General features: G+C 72.0%; 18 protein-coding genes and 3 pseudogenes. 11 read left to right on the top strand and 10 right to left on the bottom strand.

Translation table 11 applies throughout. The annotated features are described in order from the left end of the window. Positions 1-2: 2 nt before the first annotated feature. The 5 genes from QFZ71_RS18130 to QFZ71_RS18110 are packed head-to-tail and all read right to left on the bottom strand — an operon-like array spanning position 3 to position 4276. A complete protein-coding gene (locus tag QFZ71_RS18130; RefSeq protein WP_307669250.1) occupies positions 3-584 on the bottom strand; it encodes an NADH-quinone oxidoreductase subunit I in 582 nt (193 codons plus the stop codon). Beyond that, the gene (locus QFZ71_RS18125) at positions 584-1552 is read right to left on the bottom strand and encodes a complex I subunit 1 family protein (protein WP_307669249.1); all 969 of its coding nucleotides are present in this window, start codon (positions 1550-1552) and stop codon (positions 584-586) included. Before QFZ71_RS18125 ends, QFZ71_RS18130 begins: the two co-directional genes overlap by 1 nt. Further along, positions 1549-3084 carry an NADH-quinone oxidoreductase subunit C gene (locus tag QFZ71_RS18120; protein WP_307669248.1) on the bottom strand — a complete coding sequence of 512 codons (1536 nt, stop codon included), beginning with the start codon at positions 3082-3084 and terminating at the stop codon, positions 1549-1551. Before QFZ71_RS18120 ends, QFZ71_RS18125 begins: the two co-directional genes overlap by 4 nt. Beyond that, positions 3081-3887, bottom strand: a complete 807-nt coding sequence (locus QFZ71_RS18115) for an NADH-quinone oxidoreductase subunit B (RefSeq protein ID WP_307669247.1) — start codon at positions 3885-3887, stop codon at positions 3081-3083. The genes QFZ71_RS18120 and QFZ71_RS18115 overlap by 4 nt, the downstream gene beginning before the upstream one ends. Then, a complete protein-coding gene (locus QFZ71_RS18110; protein WP_307671503.1) occupies positions 3878-4276 on the bottom strand; it encodes an NADH-quinone oxidoreductase subunit A in 399 nt (132 codons plus the stop codon). Before QFZ71_RS18110 ends, QFZ71_RS18115 begins: the two co-directional genes overlap by 10 nt. 245 nt (positions 4277-4521) lie before the next feature. On the opposite strand from QFZ71_RS18110, the gene QFZ71_RS18105 reads away from it, so the two are divergent. From QFZ71_RS18105 to QFZ71_RS18070, 8 genes and pseudogenes are all read left to right on the top strand, one after another. Then, positions 4522-5736 carry a sensor histidine kinase gene (locus tag QFZ71_RS18105; protein ID WP_307669246.1) on the top strand — a complete coding sequence of 405 codons (1215 nt, stop codon included), beginning with the start codon at positions 4522-4524 and terminating at the stop codon, positions 5734-5736. Between the two features lie 158 nt (positions 5737-5894). Next, positions 5895-7256 carry a sensor histidine kinase gene (locus tag QFZ71_RS18100; RefSeq protein ID WP_307669245.1) on the top strand — a complete coding sequence of 454 codons (1362 nt, stop codon included), beginning with the start codon at positions 5895-5897 and terminating at the stop codon, positions 7254-7256. A gap of 452 nt (positions 7257-7708) precedes the next feature. Then, on the top strand, positions 7709-8368 hold the full coding sequence (locus tag QFZ71_RS18095) for a response regulator transcription factor (RefSeq protein WP_307671502.1): 660 nt from the start codon (positions 7709-7711) through the stop codon (positions 8366-8368). Positions 8369-8923: 555 nt separating this feature from the next. Then, positions 8924-10888, top strand: coding sequence for a 2-oxoacid:acceptor oxidoreductase subunit alpha (locus tag QFZ71_RS18090; RefSeq protein WP_307669244.1), 1965 nt, complete (start codon positions 8924-8926; stop codon positions 10886-10888). After that, positions 10881-11954, top strand: coding sequence for a 2-oxoacid:ferredoxin oxidoreductase subunit beta (locus tag QFZ71_RS18085; RefSeq protein ID WP_307669243.1), 1074 nt, complete (start codon positions 10881-10883; stop codon positions 11952-11954). The genes QFZ71_RS18090 and QFZ71_RS18085 overlap by 8 nt, the downstream gene beginning before the upstream one ends. 258 nt (positions 11955-12212) lie before the next feature. After that, positions 12213-13262 (top strand): EamA family transporter RarD, encoded by a 1050-nt coding sequence (gene rarD, locus QFZ71_RS18080; protein WP_307669242.1) that lies wholly within the window; start codon positions 12213-12215, stop codon positions 13260-13262. Positions 13263-13357: 95 nt separating this feature from the next. After that, positions 13358-15245, top strand: a pseudogene (locus QFZ71_RS18075) (FAD-dependent monooxygenase). Positions 15246-15253: 8 nt separating this feature from the next. Continuing rightward, the gene (locus QFZ71_RS18070; RefSeq protein ID WP_307669241.1) at positions 15254-15751 is read left to right on the top strand and encodes a hypothetical protein; all 498 of its coding nucleotides are present in this window, start codon (positions 15254-15256) and stop codon (positions 15749-15751) included. Between the two features lie 69 nt (positions 15752-15820). Here the strand turns inward: QFZ71_RS18070 and QFZ71_RS18065 are convergent, their stop codons facing one another. Then, positions 15821-16507, bottom strand: coding sequence for an ABATE domain-containing protein (locus tag QFZ71_RS18065; RefSeq protein WP_307671501.1), 687 nt, complete (start codon positions 16505-16507; stop codon positions 15821-15823). Positions 16508-16618: 111 nt separating this feature from the next. Here QFZ71_RS18065 and QFZ71_RS18060 point away from each other — a divergent pair, with 111 nt between their 5' ends. Together QFZ71_RS18060 and QFZ71_RS18055 are read left to right on the top strand one after the other, a co-directional pair. Then, positions 16619-17074 (top strand): VOC family protein, encoded by a 456-nt coding sequence (locus tag QFZ71_RS18060; RefSeq protein ID WP_307669240.1) that lies wholly within the window; start codon positions 16619-16621, stop codon positions 17072-17074. A 290-nt stretch (positions 17075-17364) separates the two neighbouring features. Then, positions 17365-17502 (top strand): hypothetical protein, encoded by a 138-nt coding sequence (locus tag QFZ71_RS18055; protein ID WP_199876356.1) that lies wholly within the window; start codon positions 17365-17367, stop codon positions 17500-17502. Between the two features lie 113 nt (positions 17503-17615). Here QFZ71_RS18055 and QFZ71_RS18050 read toward each other — a convergent pair whose 3' ends face one another. After that, entirely contained in the window at positions 17616-18086 is a 471-nt protein-coding gene (locus tag QFZ71_RS18050; protein WP_307671500.1) for a flavodoxin family protein, read from the bottom strand. Positions 18087-18262: 176 nt separating this feature from the next. Between QFZ71_RS18050 and QFZ71_RS18045 the strand changes: the two are divergent. Continuing rightward, positions 18263-18542: pseudogene (locus QFZ71_RS18045) on the top strand (transposase); the annotation flags it as partial. A 183-nt stretch (positions 18543-18725) separates the two neighbouring features. Here the strand turns inward: QFZ71_RS18045 and QFZ71_RS18040 are convergent. The 3 genes and pseudogenes from QFZ71_RS18040 to QFZ71_RS18030 all read right to left on the bottom strand — a co-directional run bounded on the left by QFZ71_RS18040 (position 18726) and on the right by QFZ71_RS18030 (position 22523). Next, entirely contained in the window at positions 18726-20315 is a 1590-nt protein-coding gene (locus tag QFZ71_RS18040) for an MFS transporter (protein WP_307669239.1), read from the bottom strand. Between the two features lie 228 nt (positions 20316-20543). After that, complete coding sequence (locus tag QFZ71_RS18035) at positions 20544-21014, bottom strand: MarR family winged helix-turn-helix transcriptional regulator (RefSeq protein WP_307669238.1); 471 nt, start codon at positions 21012-21014, stop codon at positions 20544-20546. Positions 21015-21176: 162 nt separating this feature from the next. Then, positions 21177-22523, bottom strand: a pseudogene (locus QFZ71_RS18030) (TROVE domain-containing protein). Positions 22524-22847 lie beyond the last annotated feature (324 nt).

Genomic DNA, 22847 nt, shown 5'->3' with positions numbered 1-22847 from the left:
CGTCACGAGGTTCCTCCTCCCTTCTCGTCCGTCTGCTGCTTCTGCCGCTGTTCCTCAGCGATCTGGGCGGCGAGCCTGTCCGCGGTCTTGCGGGCGGCGGCGTACTCCTTCGGTTCCTCGGCGGCGGCGTCGAGTGCGGGCGGCTCCGGCACGGTCCACATCCACTCGCGGAGCTTGTCGCGCTCGTGGGTGAGTTCGTGGATGTCCGTCTCCGCGTACTCGAACTCGGGCGACCAGAACAGGGCGTCGAAGGGGCACACCTCGATGCAGATACCGCAGTACATGCAGAGGGAGAAGTCGATGGCGAAGCGGTCGAGGACGTTCCGGCTGCGCTCGCGGCCACCGGGGGCGGCGGGCGGGGAGGTCTCCTTGTGGGAGTCGATGTAGATACACCAGTCGGGGCACTCACGGGCGCAGAGCATGCAGACCGTGCAGTTCTCCTCGAACAGCCCGATGACGCCACGGGAGCGGGGCGGGAGTTCGGGCTGGGTGTCCGGGTACTGCGCGGTGACGGTCTTCTTCGTCATCGTGCGCAGGGTGACGGCGAGACCTTTGGCCAGGCCGGATCCGGGGAGCGGGGGCATCAGTTGATCGCCACCTTCACGATGCCGGTCAGCGCGATCTGCGCGAGGGCGAGCGGGACGAGGACGGTCCAGGCGAGCTTCTGCAACTGGTCCTCCCGCAGACGCGGGTAGCTGACGCGCAGCCAGATGACCACGAAGGCGAGGACGGCGGTCTTGAGCAGGGTCCAGAGCCAGCCGAGCCCGTCGGCGCCGAACGGGCCGTGCCAGCCGCCGAGGAAGAGGACGGCGGTCAGGGCGCACAGGACGACGATGCCCGCGTACTCGGCGAGGAGGAACAGGGCGAAGCGCAGACCGGTGTACTCGGTGTACGCGCCGAAGATGATCTCGGAGTCGGCCACCGGCATGTCGAACGGGGGGCGCTGGAGTTCGGCGAGACCGGCCACGAAGAAGACCAGCGCGCCGACGATCTGCCAGGGCAGCCACCACCACTGGAAGCCGTCGAGGATGCCGGTGAGCGAGACCGTACCGGCGGCCATGGCCACGGAGGCGGCGGCCAGGAGCATCGGCAGCTCGTACGAGAGGAGTTGTGCGGCGGTACGGAGGCCGCCGAGGAGGGAGAACTTGTTGGCGGAGGCCCAGCCGCCCATGAGCGACCCGAGCACGCCGATGCCCATGACGGCGAGTACGAAGAAGATGCCCGCGTCCACGGCCTGGCCCACCGCGCCGTCGCCGGGTCCGACGGGGATGACCGCGAGGACGAGCAGGTACGGGAGCAGGGCGACGGCGGGGGCGAGCTGGAAGACGCGGCGGTCGGCGGCGGCCGGGACCACGTCCTCCTTCTGCGCGAACTTCACGCCGTCGGCGACGAGCTGGGCCCAGCCGTGGAAGCCACCCGCGTACATGGGGCCGAGCCGGCCCTGCATGTGGGCCATCACCTTGTGTTCCGTCTGGCCCACGAGGAGGGGGGCGACCAGGAACACGACGAAGACGATGGCCAGACGGAGGGCGACGTCCAGAACGTCGTTCACTCGGGATCGCCTCCGGCGGGGTGGTCTCGGTCGGGATGTTCCGGTGCACGGCGCTCCGGTTCGGGCTGCGCCGGGGAGGGTTGCTCCGGTGCACGGCGCTCCGGTTCGGGCTGCGCCGGGGAGGGTTGCTCCGGTGCACGGCGCTCCGGTTCGGGCTGCGCCGGGGAGGGTTGCTCCGGTGCGCGGTGTTCCGGTTCGGGCTCCGCCGGAGAGGGTTGCTCCGGTGCGCCGTGTTCCGGTGCGGGCTGTGGGGTGGGCCGGCCCGGTTCGGGCTGTGCGGGGGCGGGCTCGTCGAACGCCGGTCGGGCGTCGTGCCACGGGGCGTCCGTGCTGCGCACCCGGCGCGCGGGCCGCGTGGCCCCACCGGGCGCGTCCGGCGAAGACTTCGGCGCGCCATCGGGCGCGTCCGGCGCCGAACGCTGACTGGCCGAACCGCCCGAGGCCGACCGGGAACGCCGGGCAGGTGCGGTCGGTGCCTCCGCCGGGCCGCCGGTGGGGCGCTGCCGGCCGGCCGAGCCCTCGGATGCCGACCGGGAACGGCGGGCAGGGCCTGCCGGGGGCGGCGTCGAGGAATCATGGCCCACGTTCTGGCTGGCCGAACCCTCCGAAGCCGACCGGGAACGGCGCGGTCGGGGCGCCGGGGCCGCTTCCGGCGTCGCGGGGACCTCGGTGCCGGTCTCCGGGCTCGTCTCGCCACCGGTCGCCGCAGGGGGCCCCGCGGTAGGGGCCGTCCGCGCCTCCGTACCGGTCTCCGTACGCGACTCCGCGCCCGTCGCCGTGGGGCGTTGGGCCGCCGATCCCTCGCTCGCGCTGCGGGTGCGGCGGGGCGGGCGGTCGGCCGCTGTGCGGGCGGCGCGGGCCGGGCGGGGGGCGGCCGGGGGAAGCTGCCCCTTCAAGGGGCCCCATTCGTTCGGGTCGGGGACACCGGGCGGGAGCATCGCGCGACGCTTGGGCCCGGTGTGGCCGTCCGCCGGCTCCCCCGGTTCCTTCGCCCCCGGCCATGCCTTGGCGACGCGCGCGGCCAGGACGAAGTCCTTGCGCAGCGGGTGGCCCTCGAAGCCCTCCGGCAGGAGCAGCGGTACGAGATGGGGGTGGCCGTCGAAGGCGACGCCGAACATCTCGTGCGTCTCGCGCTCGTGCCACGCGGCACCGGCGTACACATCGACCGCGCTGGGCAGGACGGCCGCGTCGTGCGGCACGGTCGTCCGTACCATCAGCCGCCGTACCGTCCCCGTGCCCAGGGCCGCGACGTGGACGCAGACGCGGAAGCCGACGCCCGGCTCGTCCACGGCGCTGAGCCAGTCGAAGTAGGTGCATCCGAGTTCGTCGCGGGCGGTCCGCAGCGCGGTGAGCCAGGCCGCGGCGGGAACGTCGACGGTCAGCAGGTCGTACGCCGACTCCGCCGTGGACCCGTCGCCGAACACATCGGTGACCGCGTCCGGCAGCCGGTCGTACGCACCACCCGCCTCAGCCGCACCGCCCACCTCAGCCGCCTCGTCCGCCGGTGCCGTGCGCCGGTCCGAGTCGCTCATCGCGGCCCCTCCTCGTCCGGCGTCTCGTCCGGTGCCTTGTCCAGCGACTCGTCCGGCTTCCGGTTCGGGCTCGGGTTCGGCTTCGGGTGCCCGACGGGCGCGTCCGGTGTCGCATCGACGACAGCCGTGTCGGTGGTGCCGGTGAGGTCGGTCGGCGGCATCGGCGCGGCGACCAGGTCGCTGCGCAGGGCCGCGGTGGACGGGCCGCCACCGGGTGTTCCGGGGGCGTACCGCTCGGCGAGCGATTCGCGCGCGATCTTCTCCTGAAGCTTGAGGATGCCCTGGAGCAACGCCTCGGGCCGGGGCGGGCAGCCGGGTACGTAGACGTCGACCGGGATGATCTGGTCGACCCCCTTGGTCACGGAGTACGAGTCCCAGTAGGGGCCGCCGCAGTTGGAGCAGGCGCCGAAGGAGATGACGTACTTGGGTTCGGGCATCTGCTCGTAGAGCCGCTTCACGGCCGGGGCCATCTTGTCCGTCACTGTGCCGGACACGATCATGAGGTCGGCCTGGCGGGGGCCCGGTGCGAACGGGATCACGCCGAGCCGGATGAAGTCGTGGCGCGCCATGGACGCGGCGATGAACTCGATCGCGCAGCAGGCGAGTCCGAAGTTGAAGACCCAGAGGCTGTAGCGGCGGCCCCAGTTGAGGACGACCTTCATCGGCTCCGGTGCGAGCCGGGAGAGCACGCCGAGGCGCTTGGGCTCGGGGAGCAGAACCGCGTCGGACGGCGACGCGGCGGAGGGCGGCGTCGCGGGCACGGGCTCCTGCGACGCGGGGGCCGGTCGGTTCGTCAGGCCCATGCGAGGACGTCCTTCTTCCATGCGTAGAGCAGTCCTACGGCGAGGAAGCCGAGGAAGATGAACATTTCGACCAGGGTCGTCGCCCCGTATCCGGGTGCCGCGAACACCGTGGCCCACGGGAACAGGAAGATGGAGTCGACGGCGAAGATCACGTACAGGAACGCGTAGACGTAGTAGCGGACCTGGGTGTGCGCCCACCCCTCGCCGACCGGGTCGACACCGCACTCGTAGGTGAGCAGCTTCTCCGGGGTGGGGACGACGGGGCGCAGCAGCCGTCCGGCGCCGAAGGCCACGGCGACGAACAGGACACCCACCACGGCGAGCAGGCCGATGACGGAGTAGCTCCGGAAGTACTCCGAGGCGGCGACGGCGGTGAACCCGTCCGCCATGCCGGTCACGTCCGTAACGTCGGCCACGTCCGCCCTCACTCCCTCGTCGTCCGCGTCTGTCCCGCGTACCCGTCTTGTCCCGCGTACCCGTGCTGTCCCACGTACCTGTTCTGTACGGACGGGAGTCTAGGGCCTGCTAAACGGGGCGTAAGCAGCCGCGTCGGGCATCGGGTGGGGTTATCCCTACTTCACCCCCACCCATGAGCCCCATGGTGTGCGCGGGTACGGCCCGGCAGGCTGTGGGTATGACCATGAGCCCTTCTCCGCCGGACCCCGTCCGGTTGCCACCCGCTCGCTTCGCCCTCGACCGGTGGACCTGGCGCGAGGTCGCGTATCTGCTCGCCGATCTCCCGGTGGCCGTCGTCGGGTTCGTGTACACGATCCTCGTGGTCGGCGTCGGCGCCGGGCTTTCCGTCACCGTGGTCGGTCTGCCGCTGCTGGTCGGCGGGCTCCAGGGCGGCCGGCTGCTGGGCCGGCTGGAGCGGCGGCGGGCGCGGTGGATGCTCGGCGTACGGGTGGAGGAGCCGAGTCCGCTGGGGCGCGGCCACCGGGGGCAGGGGGCGTTCGCCCGGCTGTGGGCGGGGCTGAAGGACCCGGTGGGCTGGCGCGCGTTGCTGTACGGGTTCGTCCGACTGCCGTGGGGGGTGCTGACGTTCGCGGTGACGCTGGTCGGCCTGCTCGTCCTGTGGCCGGTGCTGCCGTTCATCGCGCGGGGGCTGGCGACGGTGGACCGGGCGATGGTGCGCGGGCTGCTGTCGCCGTCGGACGAGTTGGAGCGGCGCATCGCCGAGTTGGAGTCGGACCGGGGCGTGGTCGTGGACACCGCAGCCGCCGACCTGCGACGGATCGAGCGCGACCTGCACGACGGGGCCCAGGCCCGCCTGGTCGCCCTCGCCATGGGGCTCGGGCTGGCGAAGGAGAAGCTGGCCGACGACCCCGAGGCCGCGGCCCGCATGGTGGACGAGGCGCACGGCGAGATCAAGGCCACTCTCCAGGAGTTGCGCGACCTCGCCCGCGGCATCCACCCCGCCGTCCTCACCGACCGGGGCCTGGACGCCGCACTCTCCTCCATAGCCTCCCGCTGCACCGTGCCGGTCACGGTGTCGGTGGGGCTGCGGGAGCGTCCGGCGGAGGCTATCGAGGGCATCGCGTACTTCACCGTCTCGGAGCTCCTCCAGAACATCAGCAAACACAGCGCCGCGCGGTCGGCCTCCGTCGAGGTGTGGCGTGCGGAGGACCGGCTGATGCTCCAGGTCACGGACGACGGCAGGGGCGGCGCCCGGCTGGACGGCGGCGGCACGGGGCTGGCGGGGCTCGCGGAGCGCCTGGACGCGGTCGACGGGGTGCTCGTCCTGGACTCGCCGGAGGGCGGGCCCACGACCGTCACCGCCGAGCTGCCCTGGCGCGCCCGGATCTCCGGACGCCCGCTCACGGGGCCCTCCGGCCGCAGGACCTCCTGACTGCCTGAGCGCCGAGGGTGGGGAAAACCCCCGGTCGGATACGGAGAAGGGCCTCATGGTGCGGAAGGCCGCCGGCCAGCACCCTTGAGGAAGAACGCTGAACAGCCACACGCACAGCCCACTGAGAGACTGAGACAGAGACGGAACGGACGGGACTCATGGCCACGGCATACGGACCGGACACGCGGGACCGGGAGCATCTGGGTTCCGGCACCGGCTTCGGGGCGAAGCCCCCGGCAACGCACTTCCTCCCCGCGCCGCTGCGTGCGCCCCTGGAGGCCCGTACCTGGCGCGAGCTCCTCTACACGCTGCTGAGCTTCCCGCTCAGCACGGTGATGTTCTCCTTCGCGGTCACCATGGTGTCGATGAGCGCGGGCCTGCTGGTCGCCTTCGTCGGGATACCGGTCCTCGCGGCCGGGCTCGCCGTCTGCCGGGGCTTCGGGGTGCTGGAGCGGCACCGGGCGCGCGGCCTGCTGGGGGTGGAGGTGGCGGCCCCGGAGCGGGTGCGGGGGAAGACCGGCGGCCCGATGTCCTGGATGGGCGCGATCCTCAAGAGCGGGGTGTCCTGGCGGCATCTGCTGTACACGCTGCTGCAATTCCCGTGGTCCACGTTCACGTTCGTCGTCGCGGTCACGCTCTGGTCGACCGGTCTGACGGCGCTGACGTACCCGCTGTGGTTCTGGCTGTTCCCGGTGTTCGGGGGGCAGGGCGGCGTCCAGCTGTACGGGGACAGCGCTCACCGGGAGTATCTGGACTCGCCCTTCGAGCTGGCGATGGTCGGGGGTGTCGGGCTGGTGCTGGTGATGGCTACGCCGTGGATCGTGCGCGGGCTGTTGTCGGTGGACCGGCTGATGGTGACCGGTCTGCTGGGCCCGTCCCGGTTGGCCACGCGAGTCTCCGAGCTGGAGTCGGACCGGGGCGTGGTCGTGGACACCGCAGCCGCCGACCTGCGACGGATCGAGCGCGACCTGCACGACGGGGCCCAGGCCCGCCTGGTCGCCCTCGCCATGGATCTGGGGCTGGCGAAGGAGAAGCTGGCCGACGACCCCGAGGCCGCGGCCCGCATGGTGGACGAGGCGCACGGCGAGGTGAAGGTGGCCCTCCAGGAACTGCGCGACCTCGCTCGCGGCATCCACCCCGCCGTCCTCACCGACCGGGGCCTGGACGCCGCACTCTCCTCCATAGCCTCCCGCTGCACCGTGCCGGTGCAGGTCGAGGTGGACCTGGACGCGCGGCCGGCGCAGGCCATCGAGGGCATCGCGTACTTCACCGTCTCGGAGCTCCTCCAGAACATCAGCAAGCACGCCCGGGCGACCCGAGCCACGGTCGACGTGTGGCGGACGGCCCACCGGCTGATGCTCCAGGTCACGGACGACGGCCGGGGCGGGGCGTCGCCGGAGGCGGGCGGCGGCCTGGCCGGACTGGCGGAGCGGCTGGACGCGGTGGACGGTGTCCTCGTGATCGACTCCCCGGCCGGCGGCCCGACGACGGTCACGGCCGAGCTGCCCTGGCGAGGCTGACCCCCGTTCGGTAGAGGCTGACTCGCGCTCGGTATACGTACGCCCTGCTGTGCCCGGCCCTCCCCCGGTCCGGGCACAGCAGGGCGTACGACCGTGGGTGTCCGAAGTGCGGGGCCGAGGGCGGCCCGGGCGAGCGGCCGGGGCAGCTGGGGCGCGGGGGCGTACGACGCTGACGCGCCGCCGTGGGTGACCGAGGTGCGGGGCCGAGGGCGGCCGGGGCGAGCGGCCGGGGCAGCCGGGGCGCGGGGACGTACAGCGGCTGGGGCGCGCCGCCGTGGGTGGCCGGGGCGCGGGAGTTATCCACAGGCTCGGCCAACCGTCCCCCTGTCCTGGGATGCTTGGGCGGTCGGGGCGTGGTGCGCGGTGGTCGGGCGTGGCGCGTACGGGTCGCGGGGAGCGCGGCATATTCGGAACAGTGGGGGCTCGCAGTCGTGGAGAACGTGGAGAACAGGGTGCGTGTGGTCATCGCCGAGGACTCGGTTCTGCTCCGGGAGGGACTCACCCGTCTGCTCACCGATCTCGGGCACGACGTCGTCGCCGGGGTCGCGGACGCGGAGGCGCTGCTCAAGAAGGTGGCGGAGCTCGACGCGCAGCAGGAGCTTCCCGATGTGGTGGTCGCCGATGTGCGGATGCCGCCGACGCACACCGACGAGGGGGTGCGCGCGGCGGTGCGGCTGCGGAAGAACTATCCGGGCGTCGGGGTGCTGGTCCTCTCGCAGTACGTGGAGGAGCGGTATGCCACCGAGTTGCTGGCGGGCAGCAGCAACGGGGTGGGCTATCTGTTGAAGGACCGGGTGGCCGAGGTCCGTGAGTTCGTGGACGCCGTCGTCCGGGTGGCGCGGGGCGGGACGGCGCTGGACCCGGAAGTGGTGGCGCAGTTGCTGGGCCGCAGCCGTAAGCAGGACGTACTGGCCGGTCTGACGCCGCGCGAGCGGGAGGTCCTCGGTCTGATGGCCGAGGGCCGGACGAACTCGGCCATCGCCCGACAGCTCGTGGTGAGCGACGGGGCGGTCGAGAAGCACGTGAGCAACATCTTCCTGAAGCTGGGGCTCTCGCCCAGCGACGGGGACCACCGGCGCGTCCTCGCCGTACTGACCTATCTGAACAGCTGAACACCTGAAGGCCCGAACAGCATGGCCCTACCCCCTACCCCCTACCCCCTACCTCCTGCCCTCTCCCCCTGCCGGATGTCGGCGGGCAGGGCACGAACCCCGGAAGGCGCGAGCCGAGGTCGCGTCGGGCGCGCCGGACGGCGCCAGGGAGGTGCGGCGGCGCTCCGGGGGCGTTCCGGGAGCGCTTCGGGGGCACCGTACGGGTCCTGGGGTGTCCGCCGTTCGCCGCACGGGCACCCCTTGGGCGAGGGGACCCGAGGGCACGCCGAAGGGGCGGAGTCCACGAGGGTGACGGGAGAAGAGTCGGGAGGGGAAGGGGGGAGAAAGGGGGAGGGAGGCGGTAGGGCCTAGGGCCAAAGACGCAGGGAGCGGCTCCTTCCGTCGGGCGCTCAGGAGCTTGCACAAGGCGCCGAACCCCTGGGAAAGGGTGTCTCAAAACAGCGTCCACCATATGATCGGTTCCTGGGAGGCAACCTACGCGGACGTAGGGTGGCCTCGGGGATCGCCGGCTGGCCGGACGGTTCCGAACAGCCGCCCCAAGGGAGGTCCAGTTCAGTGACGAGCCAGGTCAGTAGCGCGGCGGAGAAGGCCGATGGGGCCAACGACGCCGTCCTCGGGGGCCAGCGAGCCCCCCTGTCAGGTACGACGGGCACCATGGGCGGCGACGGGAAGGAAGTCCGCCGCCTGGACCGGGTGATCATCCGCTTCGCGGGTGACTCGGGTGACGGAATGCAGCTCACGGGTGACCGGTTCACGTCGGAGACGGCGTCGTTCGGCAACGATCTGTCCACCCTGCCGAACTTCCCCGCCGAGATCCGCGCCCCCGCAGGCACCCTGCCGGGCGTCTCCTCCTTCCAGCTCCATTTCGCGGACCACGACATCCTCACGCCCGGTGACGCACCGAACGTGCTGGTCGCGATGAACCCCGCCGCGCTCAAGGCGAACATCGCGGATGTGCCGCGCGGTGCCGAGGTCATCGTGAACACGGACGAGTTCACGAAGCGGCCGATGGCGAAGGTCGGCTATGCGACCAGTCCGCTGGAGGACGGGTCGCTGGAGGCGTACAACGTGCATCCGGTGCCGTTGACAACGCTGACGCTGGAGGCGCTGAAGGAGTTCGGGCTCCCCCGCAAGGAGGCCGAGCGCTCCAAGAACATGTTCGCGCTGGGTCTGCTGTCGTGGATGTACCACCGTCCGACCGAGGGGACGGAGGCGTTCCTGCGGCAGAAGTTCGCGAAGAAGCCGCAGATCGCGGAGGCGAATGTGGCCGCGTTCCGGGCGGGGTGGAACTTCGGCGAGACGACCGAGGACTTCGCGGTCTCCTACGAGGTCGCCCCGGCCTCCCATGCGTTCCCCACCGGCACGTACCGCAACATCTCGGGGAACCTGGCACTGTCCTACGGTCTGATCGCCGCCGGGCAGCTGGCGGACCTGCCGCTCTACCTGGGGTCGTATCCGATCACCCCGGCCTCGGACATCCTGCACGAGCTGTCACGGCACAAGAACTTCGGCGTGCGGACCTTCCAGGCGGAGGACGAGATCGCCGGGATCGGTGCGGCGCTCGGTGCGGCGTTCGGCGGGTCGCTGGCGGTGACGACCACCTCCGGGCCGGGGGTGGCGCTGAAGTCGGAGACGATCGGCCTCGCGGTCTCCCTGGAGCTGCCCCTGCTGATCGTCGACATCCAGCGCGGCGGTCCGTCGACCGGGCTGCCGACCAAGACCGAGCAGGCCGATCTGCTCCAGGCGATGTACGGGCGCAACGGCGAGGCCCCGGTGCCGATCGTGGCCCCGCAGACCCCGGCCGACTGCTTCGACGCGGCGATCGACGCGGCCCGTATCGCCCTGACCTACCGCACCCCGGTCTTCCTGCTCTCCGACGGCTATCTCGCCAACGGCTCCGAGCCCTGGCGCATCCCGGAGACGGACACGCTGCCCGACCTGAAGACCCCGTTCGCCACCGGGCCCAACCACACGGCGGCCGACGGCACCGAGGTCTTCTGGCCCTACAAGCGCGACCCGCAGACGCTGGCCCGCCCCTGGGCCGTACCGGGGACGGCCGGTCTCGAACACCGCATCGGCGGAATCGAGAAGCAGGACGGCACCGGCAACATCTCCTACGACCCGGCCAACCACGACTTCATGGTCCGCACCCGGCAGGCCAAGATCGACGGCATCGAGGTTCCCGACCTGGAGGTCGACGACCCGGCCGGCGCCCGCACGCTGGTGCTCGGCTGGGGTTCGACGTACGGGCCGATCACCGCCGCCGTACGCCGTCTGCGCGCCGCCGGGGCACCCATCGCCCAGGCGCATCTGCGCCACCTCAACCCCTTCCCGAAGAACCTCGGCGAGGTGCTGAAGCGCTATGACAAGGTCGTCGTCCCGGAGATGAACCTCGGTCAGCTCGCCATGCTGCTGAGGGCGAAGTATCTGGTGGACGCCCACAGCTACAACCAGGTCAACGGAATGCCGTTCAAGGCCGAGCAGCTCGCCACGGCTCTCAAGGAGGCCATCGATGCCTGACACCCAAGAACTGCGGCACAACGAACTGCTGCAGCTGGTGCCCAAGGCCGAGGCGAAGCAGTCCATGAAGGACTTCAAATCCGACCAGGAAGTGCGCTGGTGCCCCGGCTGCGGCGACTACGCGGTGCTCGCCGCCGTCCAGGGCTTCATGCCGGAGCTGGGCCTCGCCAAGGAGAACATCACCTTCGTCTCCGGCATCGGCTGCTCCTCCCGCTTCCCGTACTACATGAACACGTACGGGATGCACTCCATCCACGGCCGTGCCCCGTCCATCGCGACCGGGCTCGCCACTTCCCGCCGCGACCTGTCGGTCTGGGTGGTCACGGGTGACGGCGATGCGCTCTCCATCGGCGGCAACCACCTCATCCACGCCCTGCGGCGGAACGTCAACCTGAAGATCCTGCTGTTCAACAACCGGATCTACGGGCTCACGAAGGGCCAGTACAGCCCCACCTCCGAGCTGGGCAAGATCACCAAGTCGACGCCGATGGGGTCGCTCGACGCGCCCTTCAACCCGGTGTCCCTCGCGCTCGGCGCGGAGGCGACGTTCGTGGCCCGGACCGTCGACTCCGACCGCAAGCACCTCACCAGCGTGCTGCGCGCCGCCGCCGAGCATCCGGGCACGGCGCTGGTGGAGATCTACCAGAACTGCAACATCTTCAACGACGGCGCGTTCGAGGTGCTCAAGGACAAGGAGCAGGCCGCCGAGGCGGTCATCCGCCTCGAACACGGGCAGCCGATCCTCTTCGGCTCCCAGGAGCCCAAGGGCGTGGTCCGCGACCAGGCCACCGGTGACCTGGAGGTCGTCGCCGTCACCGACGAGAACCGTTCCCGGGTCCTCGTCCACGACGCCCACGCCGACTCCCCCACCACGGCGTTCGCGCTCTCCCGGCTCGCCGACGCGGACACCCTGCACCACACCCCCATCGGGGTGCTGCGCAGCGTCCAGCGGCCCGTCTACGACACGCTGATGGCGGACCAGCTGGACGCCGCCGTGGAGCAGAACGGCAAGGGCGACCTCGGTGCGCTCCTCGCCGGGGCCGACACCTGGACCGTCGTCGGCTGAGGCAGGGCGGAGGCGGGGGAAGCAGGACGGAGACGGCCGCGACCGCCCGCCCACCCACCCGTCCGGGGCCCGGAACCGATCCCTCAGCGGATCGGCTCCGGGCCCCGCCTCGTGAGGGTTCCGCCCCATGTCATGAGTGTTCCGCTCCCTGTCATGAGTGTTTCCGTGAGACGGCTATGACACGGAGTCCTTCCGGCGCTACCGTCGTGCCGTCGGCCGGTCGGCCGGCACAGGCGGGGTGGGCCGGGAGGACACACGGTGAAGGGGAAGAACGAACAGCGGGCTGGCCTGCTGTACGGAATCGGCGCGTACGCGATGTGGGGCCTGGTCCCCCTGTTCTGGCCGCTGCTCAAACCGTCCGGGGCGATCGAGATCCTGGCCCACCGGATGGTCTGGTCGCTGGGCGTCGTGGCCGTCGCGCTGCTGGCGGTACGCCGCTGGGCCTGGATCGGCGAGCTGGTCCGCGACCGGCGCAAACTGGGGCTGATAGCGGTCGCGGCGGCGACGATCACGGTCAACTGGGGCCTCTACATCTGGGCTGTGAACAACGGCCAGGTCGTCGAGGCGTCGCTCGGCTACTTCATCAATCCGCTGGTCACCATCGCCATGGGCGTCCTGCTGCTGGGCGAACGCCTGCGGCCCGTCCAATGGACCGCCGTGGCCACGGGCCTGGCGGCCGTTCTCGTCCTGGCGATCGGATACGGCAGGCCGCCGTGGATCTCGCTGGTGCTGGCCTTCTCCTTCGCCACGTACGGCCTGGTGAAGAAGAAGGTCAACATGGGCGGCCTGGAGTCCCTGGCCGCCGAGACCGCCGTGCTCTTCGTGCCCGCGCTCGGCTTCCTGCTCTGGCTCGCCGCGACCGGGAGGTCGACGTTCACGGCCGGCGGGGCCGGGCACGGGTTCCTGCTCGCCGCGACGGGCATCGTCACGGCGGTCCCGCTGATCTGCTTCGGCGCGGCGGCGATCCGGGTGCCGCTGTCCACCCTGGGGCTGCTCCAGTACCTGGCCCCGGTCTTCCAGTTCGGGCTGGGCGTCCTCTACTTCAAGGAGTCGATGCCGCCCGAGCGGTGGGCCGGGTTCGCCCTGGTCTGGCTGGCGCTGTCGCTGCTGACCTGGGACGCGTTGCGGACCGCGCGGAACAACCGGGCCCTGGCGGTGAAGCTGCTGGCGACGGCGGCCGCCGCACCGGCGACCGCGACCCCGGCGGCCGAGACGACCGGGACGGCCGCACCGCCGACGACCGGGACCCCGAGTGCCGGGACCGCCCTGTCCGACGCCCCGGACCCGACCCAAGAAAAGGTTACCTAGTTGCTTTTCTGACTGGGCTACTTTTCCCTGTTTCCGTGGGGACGCCGGGAGGGCGTGCCCGGAGGAGTGGCATGGGGTTGGCGATGGACCCGGACATGGGCGTGACCGACGTACTCGTCGTGGGAGCGGGTCCCACCGGACTGGTGCTGGCCTGCGATCTGGCACGGTGCGGTGTCGCCGTACGGATCGTGGACCGGTCCCCCGCCCCGCCACGCACCTCGCGCGCCAAGGGCCCCAACCCCCGTTCGCTGGAGATCCTGGCCGATCTCGGGGTGGCGGATGAGGTGCTCGCCGCCGGTTCGGCCCCGCCGCCGATGCTCAAGTACCGCGACCGCGCCCCCGTCGAGGCGGTCGATCCGTGGGCCGGCTCCTCGCCGTCCCCGGACGCCCTCGACGACCGGGGACGGCTGATCGCCCAGTGGCGGCTGGAGGAGATCCTGCGCGAGCGCCTGGCCGGGTACGGCGTACAGGTCGCCTACGGCCGCGAGGTCGTGGGGCTCGCACAGGACCCGGACGACGCCGGGGACGAGGGCCGGGTCGAGGTCACGTTCGCCGAGGGAAGCGAACGGACCGACGGAGACGCGAGCAGGAGGGTGCGGGAAGGGGCGGGCGTGCGGGCCCGGTACGTCGTGGGCTGCGACGGTGCGCACAGTTCCGTACGGAAGCTGCTCGGGATCGGGTTCGAGGGGACCACCGAGGAGGACCAGGTGATGGTCTGCGGCGATGTCGATCTGGCGGAGGACGCCCTGGACCGCGGCCTCTGGCACCAGTGGTTCGACGAGGACGGCGCGGTGATGCTCTGCCCGATCCCCGGTACGCGGACGGGCTGGTGGTTCCAGGCCGGGCCCGAGCGGGACGGGCGGGGGCGGCCCCTCGCACCGACCGCCGACGGTTTCCGGCGGCTGCTCGCCCACCACACCGGGCTGCCCGGCCGGACCCTCACGCGGGCCGAGCTGCTGTCGACGTACCGGGTCGACGTGCGGCTGGCGGACCGGTTCCGCGCGGGGCGGGTCTTCCTCGCGGGCGACGCGGCGCACGTGCACGCCATCGCGGGCGGCCTCGGGATGAACACCGGCATCCAGGACGCGTTCAACCTGGGCTGGAAGCTGGGCCTGGTGCTCGCCGGACACACGGACCCCGCGCTGCTGGACACGTACGAGGAGGAGCGCCTTCCAGTGGCCGTCCGGACGCTGGACCTCACGTCGGAGCGGCTGCGGGCCACCCTGGCGGCGATCCGCCGGCCCGGCGGCGGCCTGGACACGGCGATCACCGCCGACACCACCGGCCCGGGCATCGGCTACCGCTGGAGCTCCCTGGCCGCCCCCGCCCGCACGGGCACCGCCGACGACGGAGCCGACACCGCCGCCGTTCCGCCCGCCGGAAAGGGGGCCGACGGGCGGGGCGAGGCGCGGGCCGAGGCGGGCCCGCTGCCCGGCGACCGCGCGCCGGACGCCCCGTGCACGGACGCCGCGACCGGGGCGCGCACCCGGCTGCACCGCGTCCTGGCGGGTCCCCGCACCACTGTCCTCGGCTTCGGCGACGGGAGCGCGGCGGTGCTGCGCGAGGTGGCGGAGGCGTACGGCGACACGGAGGTACGGGTCTGCCGGGTCTACGCGGTGCACGAGGACCGGGGGGGACCACCGGACCGGCGCGGAAGCCGGGCCCGCGCCCCGCGCGGTGGTCGACGACGAGGGCCACGCGGCAGCCGCGTACGGAACGGGTACCTCCGGAGGTACGCGGACGGGTACGGGAGCGGGCACCGGCACGGCTGCGGGCGTCCCCGCCCCTCCGCGCACGGGCACCGTGGTGGTCGTCCGGCCCGACCACCACGTGGGCCTTCTCGTTCCTGCCGACGACGTCCGCTCCGTACGGGAGTATCTGCGTCGCCTGTACGGAACGGGCCGCTCCGGCGCGCGGTTCCCGGAACGGTCCCACGGACCGGTCCCCGGACATGGTGGACGCCGTGCGGCAAAGGCTGATTGAGTGCCCGGATGGGGACTGTCCTGGGCGCCATGAGGAACGTGCGGTGGCACGAGTTGCAGCACGCGTACGGCTCCGCCTCCCAGGTTCCCGTGGTGCTGTCCCGCATCGCCTGGGGGGACGCGCCGAACTCGGACGAGGCCCTGAGCGACCTGGAACGCTGGATCGGCACCCCGCCCGTCTTCGATTCGACGGCGGCGACGGTGCCGTTCCTCTGGGAACTGGCGCGGACGGACACGGTCAGGAGCCGGGCAGGCGTCCTGGACCTGCTGGCCAGAGTCCTGGCCACCGGGAATGCCGACCATCCGGCATGGACCCGTGCGGCCCACGACGCCGTGGCGGCGGGCCGGGAGACCGCCGCACGCCTCGCCGGCCCCCCGGCCCTCACCGCCGCCACGCCCCCCGCGTCCCCCGCGCCGGCCGTGCGTACGGCCGCCGCCCGCCTGGCGGCCGCGATCGACCGGCACGCCTGCCCGGCCTGCCCGGCTCCCGGCCCGCGCGGGGCGTAGGGCCCGTCCGGCCCGGGCGTGGGGCGGAAGCGCTCCGCTACGGCGACGACCACCATGGGCGGGGGCCGCTCATTCGTCGGCTGCGGTGAGCCGGGCGCGGTGAGCACGGACCTTGTGGCGGTTGCCGCACCGTTCCATCGAGCACCAGCGACGTCGGCCGGGCCGGGACGTGTCGACGAACAGCAGGCGGCAGTCGTGCGCGCCGCAGACGCGGATGCGGTGGGCGTACGCCCCGGTGAACAGGTCCACCGCGTCGCGGGCCACGGTGGAGAGCAGCCCTGACCCGGTGCCGCCGGGGGCCCACGCCCACGTCCCGTCCGCCGTCAGCCGGGGCGTCAGCGGCGGGTGCGCCGCCGCGTCGTTCAGGGTGGCGAGGTCGTCCGGGTCCGGCCGCCCGCCCCCCGCCCGCGCTTCCGCCAGCCGCCACAGCGCATCGCGCAGCGCCCGCGCGCCCGCCACCTCCGCCGCGCTCACGACCAGCGTGGCCCCCGCACCGGAACCGGAGCCGGAGCCCTCCACTTCCTCCGCGCCGGACCCGGCCCCCTCCCCCGAACCGGAGGCGGAACCCGGCTCATCCGTCGCCCCCGCACCGAGTCCCCCTGGCAGCCGGCTCTCCTCCGCCCAGCGCACCAGGTCGGCCGGCTCGCGCAACACCTCGAAGTACGCCAGGGGCCCCGGCCCTCCGGTCGGCAGCAACTCCAGGCAGAGCGCGCCCGGATCGAACCGGAACGAGCTTCCGTCCGGATGCCGCAGCACCAGCCCGGCGGGCCCCGGCCGCTCCTGACGACCGCTCTGCTCAGGTCGCCCCTCGGGCAGTTGCGGCGTGTCCGTTGCACTTCCACTCATGTAACCACTATAAACGGTTCCATGACGCAGACACTCTCCTGGAAGCTCGTGATCGACAGCGCCGACCCGCATGCGCAGGCCGGGTTCTGGGCGGAGGCCCTGGGCTATCTCGTCGAAGACAACAGCCCGCTGATCGAACGGCTGCTGACGGCCGGTGCGGTACCGGAGGCCGCGACGACCCACTCCCACGGCCGCAGGGCCTGGCTCGACCTCGCGGCGGCCCGGCACCCTGACGACCCGTACGACGAGGTCAGCGGGACGGGGCAGGGGCGGAGGCTGCTGTTCCAGCGGGTGCCGGAGCCGAAGACGGGGAAGAACCGGTTGCACATCGACGTGCACTCCGCGCCCGGACAGCGCGACGCGGAGGCGGAGCGGCTGGTGGCGCTGGGCGCGCGGGTGGGGCGTACGGTCGACGAGCAGGGCGGGAGCTGGATCGTCATGACGGACCCCGAGGGCAACGAGTTCTGCCTGTCCTGACCCCGTGGTCCTGTCCTGACTCCGTGAGCCTGTCCTGACTTCCTGCCCTGACTCCGTGAGCCGCCCCGCCTCCGCGCGCTGACCTGACTCCACGACGAACGTCCCGCCCGCTCGCGCCGCGCAGCGGCCCCGCCCGCCGGGTGATCCAGGCCGTCGCGCGCGGGCGGGCGCGCACTTCTGCCGTTCGGCAGGCCCCCGGACCACCGCGACGCACCCGGCCGGAGCAACCTGCCTTACGGTAGGTGCGTCATACAGGAAGACGACGCACAGCGGAGAGAGAGACACACGCGATGGATGAGCAGCTGGTCAGGGCGTTCAGGTGGGCCGCTCGCGGCGTGGGCAGCGCCCTCGACTACATCGCGCTGCGCACCGGCGTCGGCACGCTGACCAACGGCGTACGGAACGCGGTCGGCCGCAAGCGCCGCTAGGCACGGCCCGCTCCGGCTACCCCTGACGGCTCCGGGACTTCGCCAGGATCAACCGCGCCTCGCGGAGCGCGATCTTGCTGGTGGGGACGCGGGAGAGCTCCCGGGGGCAGGTGTCAGGACACCGACTGCCGCCCGCCCCGCAGTCGCGCGGCGAACGCCCGCGCAGCGGCCAGATCCCCGTCGTTCGGCCGCTGTTTCTGGATGCCGCCGACGAGCGTGAAGGGCATCATGGTGTCCAACGCCCGACACGAGAAGGTCCCGACCACCTCGAAGCCCTTGCCTTCGAGGAGCCGGGCCAGGGGGCGGGTGAAAGGCACCAGCGGCAACTCGGGGAGCCCGCTGGTGGCGAACACGAATGCCTGGCCCCGCCGGGTGGGAAGCGCCTTGACGCACTCGGTCAGTCGGGGGTGGAGCCTCTGATAGAAGACACCCGAGCCGAATCCCACAAGGTCGGCTCCGGCCAGCTCCGCCAGGTCGGCCTGCTCCGGCAGGACGACCTTCGCACCCAGTACCTGGGCCATGCTGTCGGCGACACGTCGCGTATTTCCGTGCGACACGGAGGCGCACACGATGACGGCCTTCATCTTCACGATCCCTTCTTCGGCTTCAGCACTAGGACAGGACAGCGGCCCCGGACATGACACCTCCCGAGTGTGATGGCCGCCACACCATGCCGGAGTGGCGTCACGTCCTCGTGATCTCGGTGCGGACGGGCTTGATGTCGGGCCTGCCGCGCAAGAACTGCGGGACACCGTCGGAGGTCCAGCCGCAGTACACGGGCACCGTCGGCCGGATCGAGAACTCCAGGTCGCCGTCCACCTCGTCCATGCGGGGATGCGTGGGCACGCGGCGGTGGACCGGGAGGTGGACGTCCCGCGTTCGTGGACCGATCCGCAACGGTGCCGGGCGGCCGGGCCCGGCGAGGAAGCCGTCTTCGCCACCGGCCGGAGCCGGTCCGCGTGATGATCGAACGGTTCATGGACGCCGGACACCGCATCGGCTCGGTGACCGGCGACGAGCTCTACGGCCGAACGGCCTTGCTCAACTGCTCGGCCGGTGCGCCTGGCGACACCGCCACCAGGCGCGATCACAGACCGGCCGTCACCGGCGGCAACCGGAATCAGGGCCGACATCCTCCGACCGCCGACACCCTTGCCGCCATCCTGAAGGCCGGCACCGTCATCCGGTGCCGGAACGGCAGAAATCCACCGTCGGAAATCCCCCTACCGCTGGTGGGCGTGGCCAGGGGCTCGCCGGACGCCCACGACGGCCAGGACGGCGCCGGCGACGCAGAGCACTCCGGCGGTCAGGACGGCCGTGTGGACGCCGTTCATGAAGGCGTTGTGGCTGCCCTCGACGATGGCCGCCGCGAGCTGCGCGGGCGTACCGGTGGCGACGGGTGCGACGCCCATGGACACCGCGTCCTTCGCCTCCAGGAGTGCGGTGGCGGCGGGGGCGGGGACGCCTGCCGAGGTGAGTTCACCGGTGAGGGTCGTGCCGACGCGGCCGGCGATGAGGGAGACGAGGACGGAGGTGCCCAGCGCACCCCCGACCTGGAGGGCCGTGGCCTGGAGCCCGCCGGCGACACCGGCGTCCCGGACGGGGGCGTTGCCGACGATGGCGTCGGACGAGGAGGCCATCACCATCCCGACGCCGAGGCCGAGGGCGATGAACGGCGGCCACATGAGGCCGTACGCGCTGTGGGCGTCCCAGGTGAGCATGGCGAAGCAGGCGACGGCCTGGAGGCCCATACCGAGGGGCATGGTGAGGCGCGGTCCGAACCTGTCCGTGAGCGCGGCGCCGAGCGGGGAGGCGACGACGGACGCGAGGCTGAGGGGAAGGGTCCGGACACCTGCCTCGACGGGGGTGAAGCCCCGGACGTTCTGTAGGTAGATCATGACGAAGAAGATCACGCCGAGCAGGACGAAGAAGTTCAGCGCGGTGATGATCGTGCCGATGGTCAGCGCCGGGTTGCGGAACAGGCGCATCGGCAGCAGCGGTGAGGCGACCCGTGTCTGCCACCAGCCGAAGACCACCAGGACCAGGAGTCCCGCGCCGATGGCGCCGAGGGTTCCGCCGGACGTCCAGCCCCAGGTCTCCCCCTTCACCACGCCGAAGACGAGCGCGAGAAGCCCGACGGCGAGCAGGACGACGCCGGGGACGTCGAACCTCTCCCGGGCGGCGTGCTCGTTCCGGCTCTGCGGCAGGACGGCCGCGCTGAAGGCGAGGGCGATGACGCCGATCGGGGCGTTGATGTAGAAGACGGACTCCCAGCTGACGTGCTGGACGAGGAAGCCGCCGACGATGGGGCCGAGGGCGGTGGAGACCGAGGAGACCATGGCCCAGATACCGACGGCCATGCCGAACTTCTTCGGCGGGAAGACGGCGCGGAGCAGGCCGAGGGTGTTGGGCATCAGCAGGGCGCCGAAGAGGCCCTGGAGGGCCCGGAAGGCGATGACGCCCTCGATGGAACCGGCCAGCCCGATGGCGACGGAGGCGAGGGTGAAGCCGACGACTCCCACCAGGTAGAAGGTGCGGCGGCCGAAGCGGTCGCCGAGTTTGCCGCCGAGGATGAGGGCTCCGGCGAGGGCGAGCAGGTAGGAGTTGGTGACCCATTGCAGGTCGGAGGTGGAGGCGTTGAGGTCGCGGCCGATCTCGGGGTTGGCGATCGAGACGACGGATCCGTCGAGACCGACCATGAACAGGCCGAAGGCGACGGCGATCAGGGTCAGCCACGGGTTGGAGCGACGGTCGCGTGCCGTTGCGGCGGGCGGGGCGGGGGACGGTTCGGCCAGGGTGCCGACGGGTGCCATGAGGAGGTGTTCTTTCGTCGTGACGCAACGCCGAGTCGGCGCGCGGCGCCTCGGGGGCGGCCGGTTGCGGCTGGCGAGCAGGGAAGGGGGGAAGAGAGGCGCGAAGGCCCACGGCGTACTGACGGGCGCACCACCGGCGTGCTGACGGGCACACCGTGGCGGCTCCGTGAGCACGCCGCGCGCCGGCGAAGCTCAGTGCGCCGCAGAAGTCGGCGCGTCGGAGGAAGGTCAGCTCGCGGTGTGCAGGTGCTCGCTGAGCGACCGGAGGGACCCCAGGGCGGAGCCGAGGGCGTCGAGTTCGCCGTCGGTCATCGACCGCAGGACCTGCGCGGCACGGTCCCCCATGAGCCGCGTGACCTCGACGAGCCGCTGCCGCGCGGCCGGGGTGAGGTACAGGCGGGCGATCCGCTTGTCGGCGCCGTCCTGACGGCGTTCGAGGAGCCCCTGTTCGGTGAGCTGGGTGACCAGTGCGCTGACGTTGTTCGGCTTCATCCGCACCGCGTCGGCGGCCTCACGGACCGTGGTGCCGCCGTGGGTCTCGACGTACCGCAGCAGCGTGAGCTGGGCGTCGGAGGGCTTGGGGTGCGGATAGTGCTGGTCGACGTGTCGCTCGAAGGCCCTGGTCAGCGCGGGCAGGCACGCCACGAGGCCGAGGGCCAGGCGGTCGATGTCCCGGGGGGACGCGCTGTGCGGGGGCATACGCGGGACTTTAGCTATCCAGAGATACGTATGTCAAAGGATCCATTGGCTCCGGCGAGCGGCGCGTCGGCCGAGCCGGACAGCACCGCACCCCCGCACCTCGCTCCCCGCTCCCCGCTCCCCGCGATGCGCCGAGGGGAGCGGGGGCGCGGACGCGGTCGTTCAGGCGGGCCGGTGCTCCCACGGCCAGGTCGCGTCGCGGCCCGCCTCCAGGAGCGGGATCGCGTGGAACGCCTGGTCGGTCAGGCCGCCCGTGGCGTGCCGGTTACCGGTTCCGCTGGGCATCGCGCCGGCCTTGTAACCGGCCATGTTCCACAGGTAGACGGGAACGTCCTTCGTGACGAGGGCGTCAATATCCGTCTCGCGCATCCCGCCATGGCCCGACATGTTGGAGGGCAGCCAACCGGGACGGCTCTGTTCGTCGGTGACGATGACGATGCGGTCGTGGGCGGCCCCGTGCTTCTTGACGGCGGTGGGGATGTCGGTGCCGTCGATCTGCCCGTACCGCTCGATGAGCCGGAGGACGCTTCCGCCCGCTGGAACGTCGATCTTCCGGGAGTCGCCGCCGAACTCGACCAGCGTCGGCTTCTCGGCCCGCAGCGCGAGCGCGGACCCGAAGACGGCGGCCTGCTCGGCCAGGGTGATGTCCGACCGGTTCGGGGTCGAGAAGCCGAAACCGGGGAACATCGACGGCGACCGGTCCACGAGGATCAGGGTGCTGCCCGTGAGCCGCGGCACGTTGGCCAGGGCGTGCCCGAGGGCCTGTTCCAGCGCGTGGCCCCACCGCAGCGACGGCGCGTGCTTGTACGCCGCCCACCAGCGGAACGGGAACATGCGGGACCGGCCGACCTGCGCGGGGTCGGCGAACCGGGCGCAGATACGGGCGGCGACCGCGTCGGAGACACCGGCCTCGTCGAAGTTCCGCAGGTTCCGGGCCAGTGCCATCAGGCCCATGGAGGGGATGACGGCCTCCCATGCCGCCGCGTCCATCGGCCCCTGGAGCCAGCCGGCCAGCCGCTCCCACGTGAACCCGCGCCCGCGAGCCCGCCGGGTGACGTGACCAGCGCGGGGTCCCGCACGGAGGAGCGGCGCTCCTGGACGGGCAGGGAGGTGAGCATCCGGCTGGCCCGGAGAAGCGGAAGGGTGTCGGGGATGGGTCCCTCGCGCTTCATCCTGCGGTCGAGGGCGTGCTGGAACAGGTCTCCCTGCCACGGCTTGTCGTCGGCGGGGCCGGGGTGGACGAGGTTGAGGACGTCGCCGAACCGATCGCTTCCCCTCCCCCGTAAACGGGGGAGCACTGCGATTATCCCGGTAGCGGTCGTCGCGCTGCTCGCCCCGCTCGTAGAAGGTGTCGGTGCCGACGAAGTTGCCGACCGCGAGCAGGAAGAGCTCGGACCTGGCGTCGCGGAGGTGGCCGGCGCCGCCCTCGTGGGTGGTGGCGCGCTCCCCGGTCGTGGCCACGGGCGAGCCGGCGGCAGACCGCGCACGGCGCCGGTTGAAGCGGGACATGGAGAACCCCTCACGTGGAGGGGAGGTCCAGCAAGGGGGTGCCCGAGATCGAACTGGCGATCCGGACCAAGCGCTCTGGCCCGCTGAGCTACCAGCCCGCAAGGGCTGGACGGGATGCGAACCCGCGTCTCTCTCTTCACAGGAGAAGTAAGGATCGCCTGCGCACCGGGCACCCCGATGCCGTGCCTCCCGAGATCAAGGTGGGCGGTTCGGCGTGATTCATGAGAAGAAGTAGCCGAGGTTGCCCTGCGCACCGGGAGGTGCAAGAAGTCGTGCCGCCACGGTAATCCGTACGGTTGACAACGCCACGGCATTTTCGCGGCT

The organism is Streptomyces sp. V2I9, assembly GCF_030817475.1.
GTDB lineage: Bacteria > Actinomycetota > Actinomycetes > Streptomycetales > Streptomycetaceae > Streptomyces.
Note: the sequence above shows the minus strand (reverse complement) of the source record. Positions and strands in the feature narration are given on the sequence as shown.

Excerpts from the sequence above, each read along its gene's own strand:
- QFZ71_RS18100 (WP_307669245.1), top strand. The coding sequence starts at position 5,895 with ATGGCCACGGCATACGGACCGGACACGCGGGACCGGGAGCATCTGGGT.
- QFZ71_RS18110 (WP_307671503.1), bottom strand. The coding sequence starts at position 4,276 with ATGGCGGACGGGTTCACCGCCGTCGCCGCCTCGGAGTACTTCCGGAGC.
- QFZ71_RS18055 (WP_199876356.1), top strand. The coding sequence starts at position 17,365 with ATGGATGAGCAGCTGGTCAGGGCGTTCAGGTGGGCCGCTCGCGGCGTG.
- QFZ71_RS18035 (WP_307669238.1), bottom strand. The coding sequence starts at position 21,014 with ATGCCCCCGCACAGCGCGTCCCCCCGGGACATCGACCGCCTGGCCCTC.
- QFZ71_RS18040 (WP_307669239.1), bottom strand. The coding sequence starts at position 20,315 with ATGGCACCCGTCGGCACCCTGGCCGAACCGTCCCCCGCCCCGCCCGCC.
- QFZ71_RS18130 (WP_307669250.1), bottom strand. The coding sequence starts at position 584 with ATGCCCCCGCTCCCCGGATCCGGCCTGGCCAAAGGTCTCGCCGTCACC.
- QFZ71_RS18120 (WP_307669248.1), bottom strand. The coding sequence starts at position 3,084 with ATGAGCGACTCGGACCGGCGCACGGCACCGGCGGACGAGGCGGCTGAG.
- QFZ71_RS18060 (WP_307669240.1), top strand. The coding sequence starts at position 16,619 with ATGACGCAGACACTCTCCTGGAAGCTCGTGATCGACAGCGCCGACCCG.
- QFZ71_RS18105 (WP_307669246.1), top strand. The coding sequence starts at position 4,522 with ATGACCATGAGCCCTTCTCCGCCGGACCCCGTCCGGTTGCCACCCGCT.
- QFZ71_RS18050 (WP_307671500.1), bottom strand. The coding sequence starts at position 18,086 with ATGAAGGCCGTCATCGTGTGCGCCTCCGTGTCGCACGGAAATACGCGA.
- QFZ71_RS18070 (WP_307669241.1), top strand. The coding sequence starts at position 15,254 with ATGGGGACTGTCCTGGGCGCCATGAGGAACGTGCGGTGGCACGAGTTG.
- QFZ71_RS18115 (WP_307669247.1), bottom strand. The coding sequence starts at position 3,887 with ATGGGCCTGACGAACCGACCGGCCCCCGCGTCGCAGGAGCCCGTGCCC.
- QFZ71_RS18085 (WP_307669243.1), top strand. The coding sequence starts at position 10,881 with ATGCCTGACACCCAAGAACTGCGGCACAACGAACTGCTGCAGCTGGTG.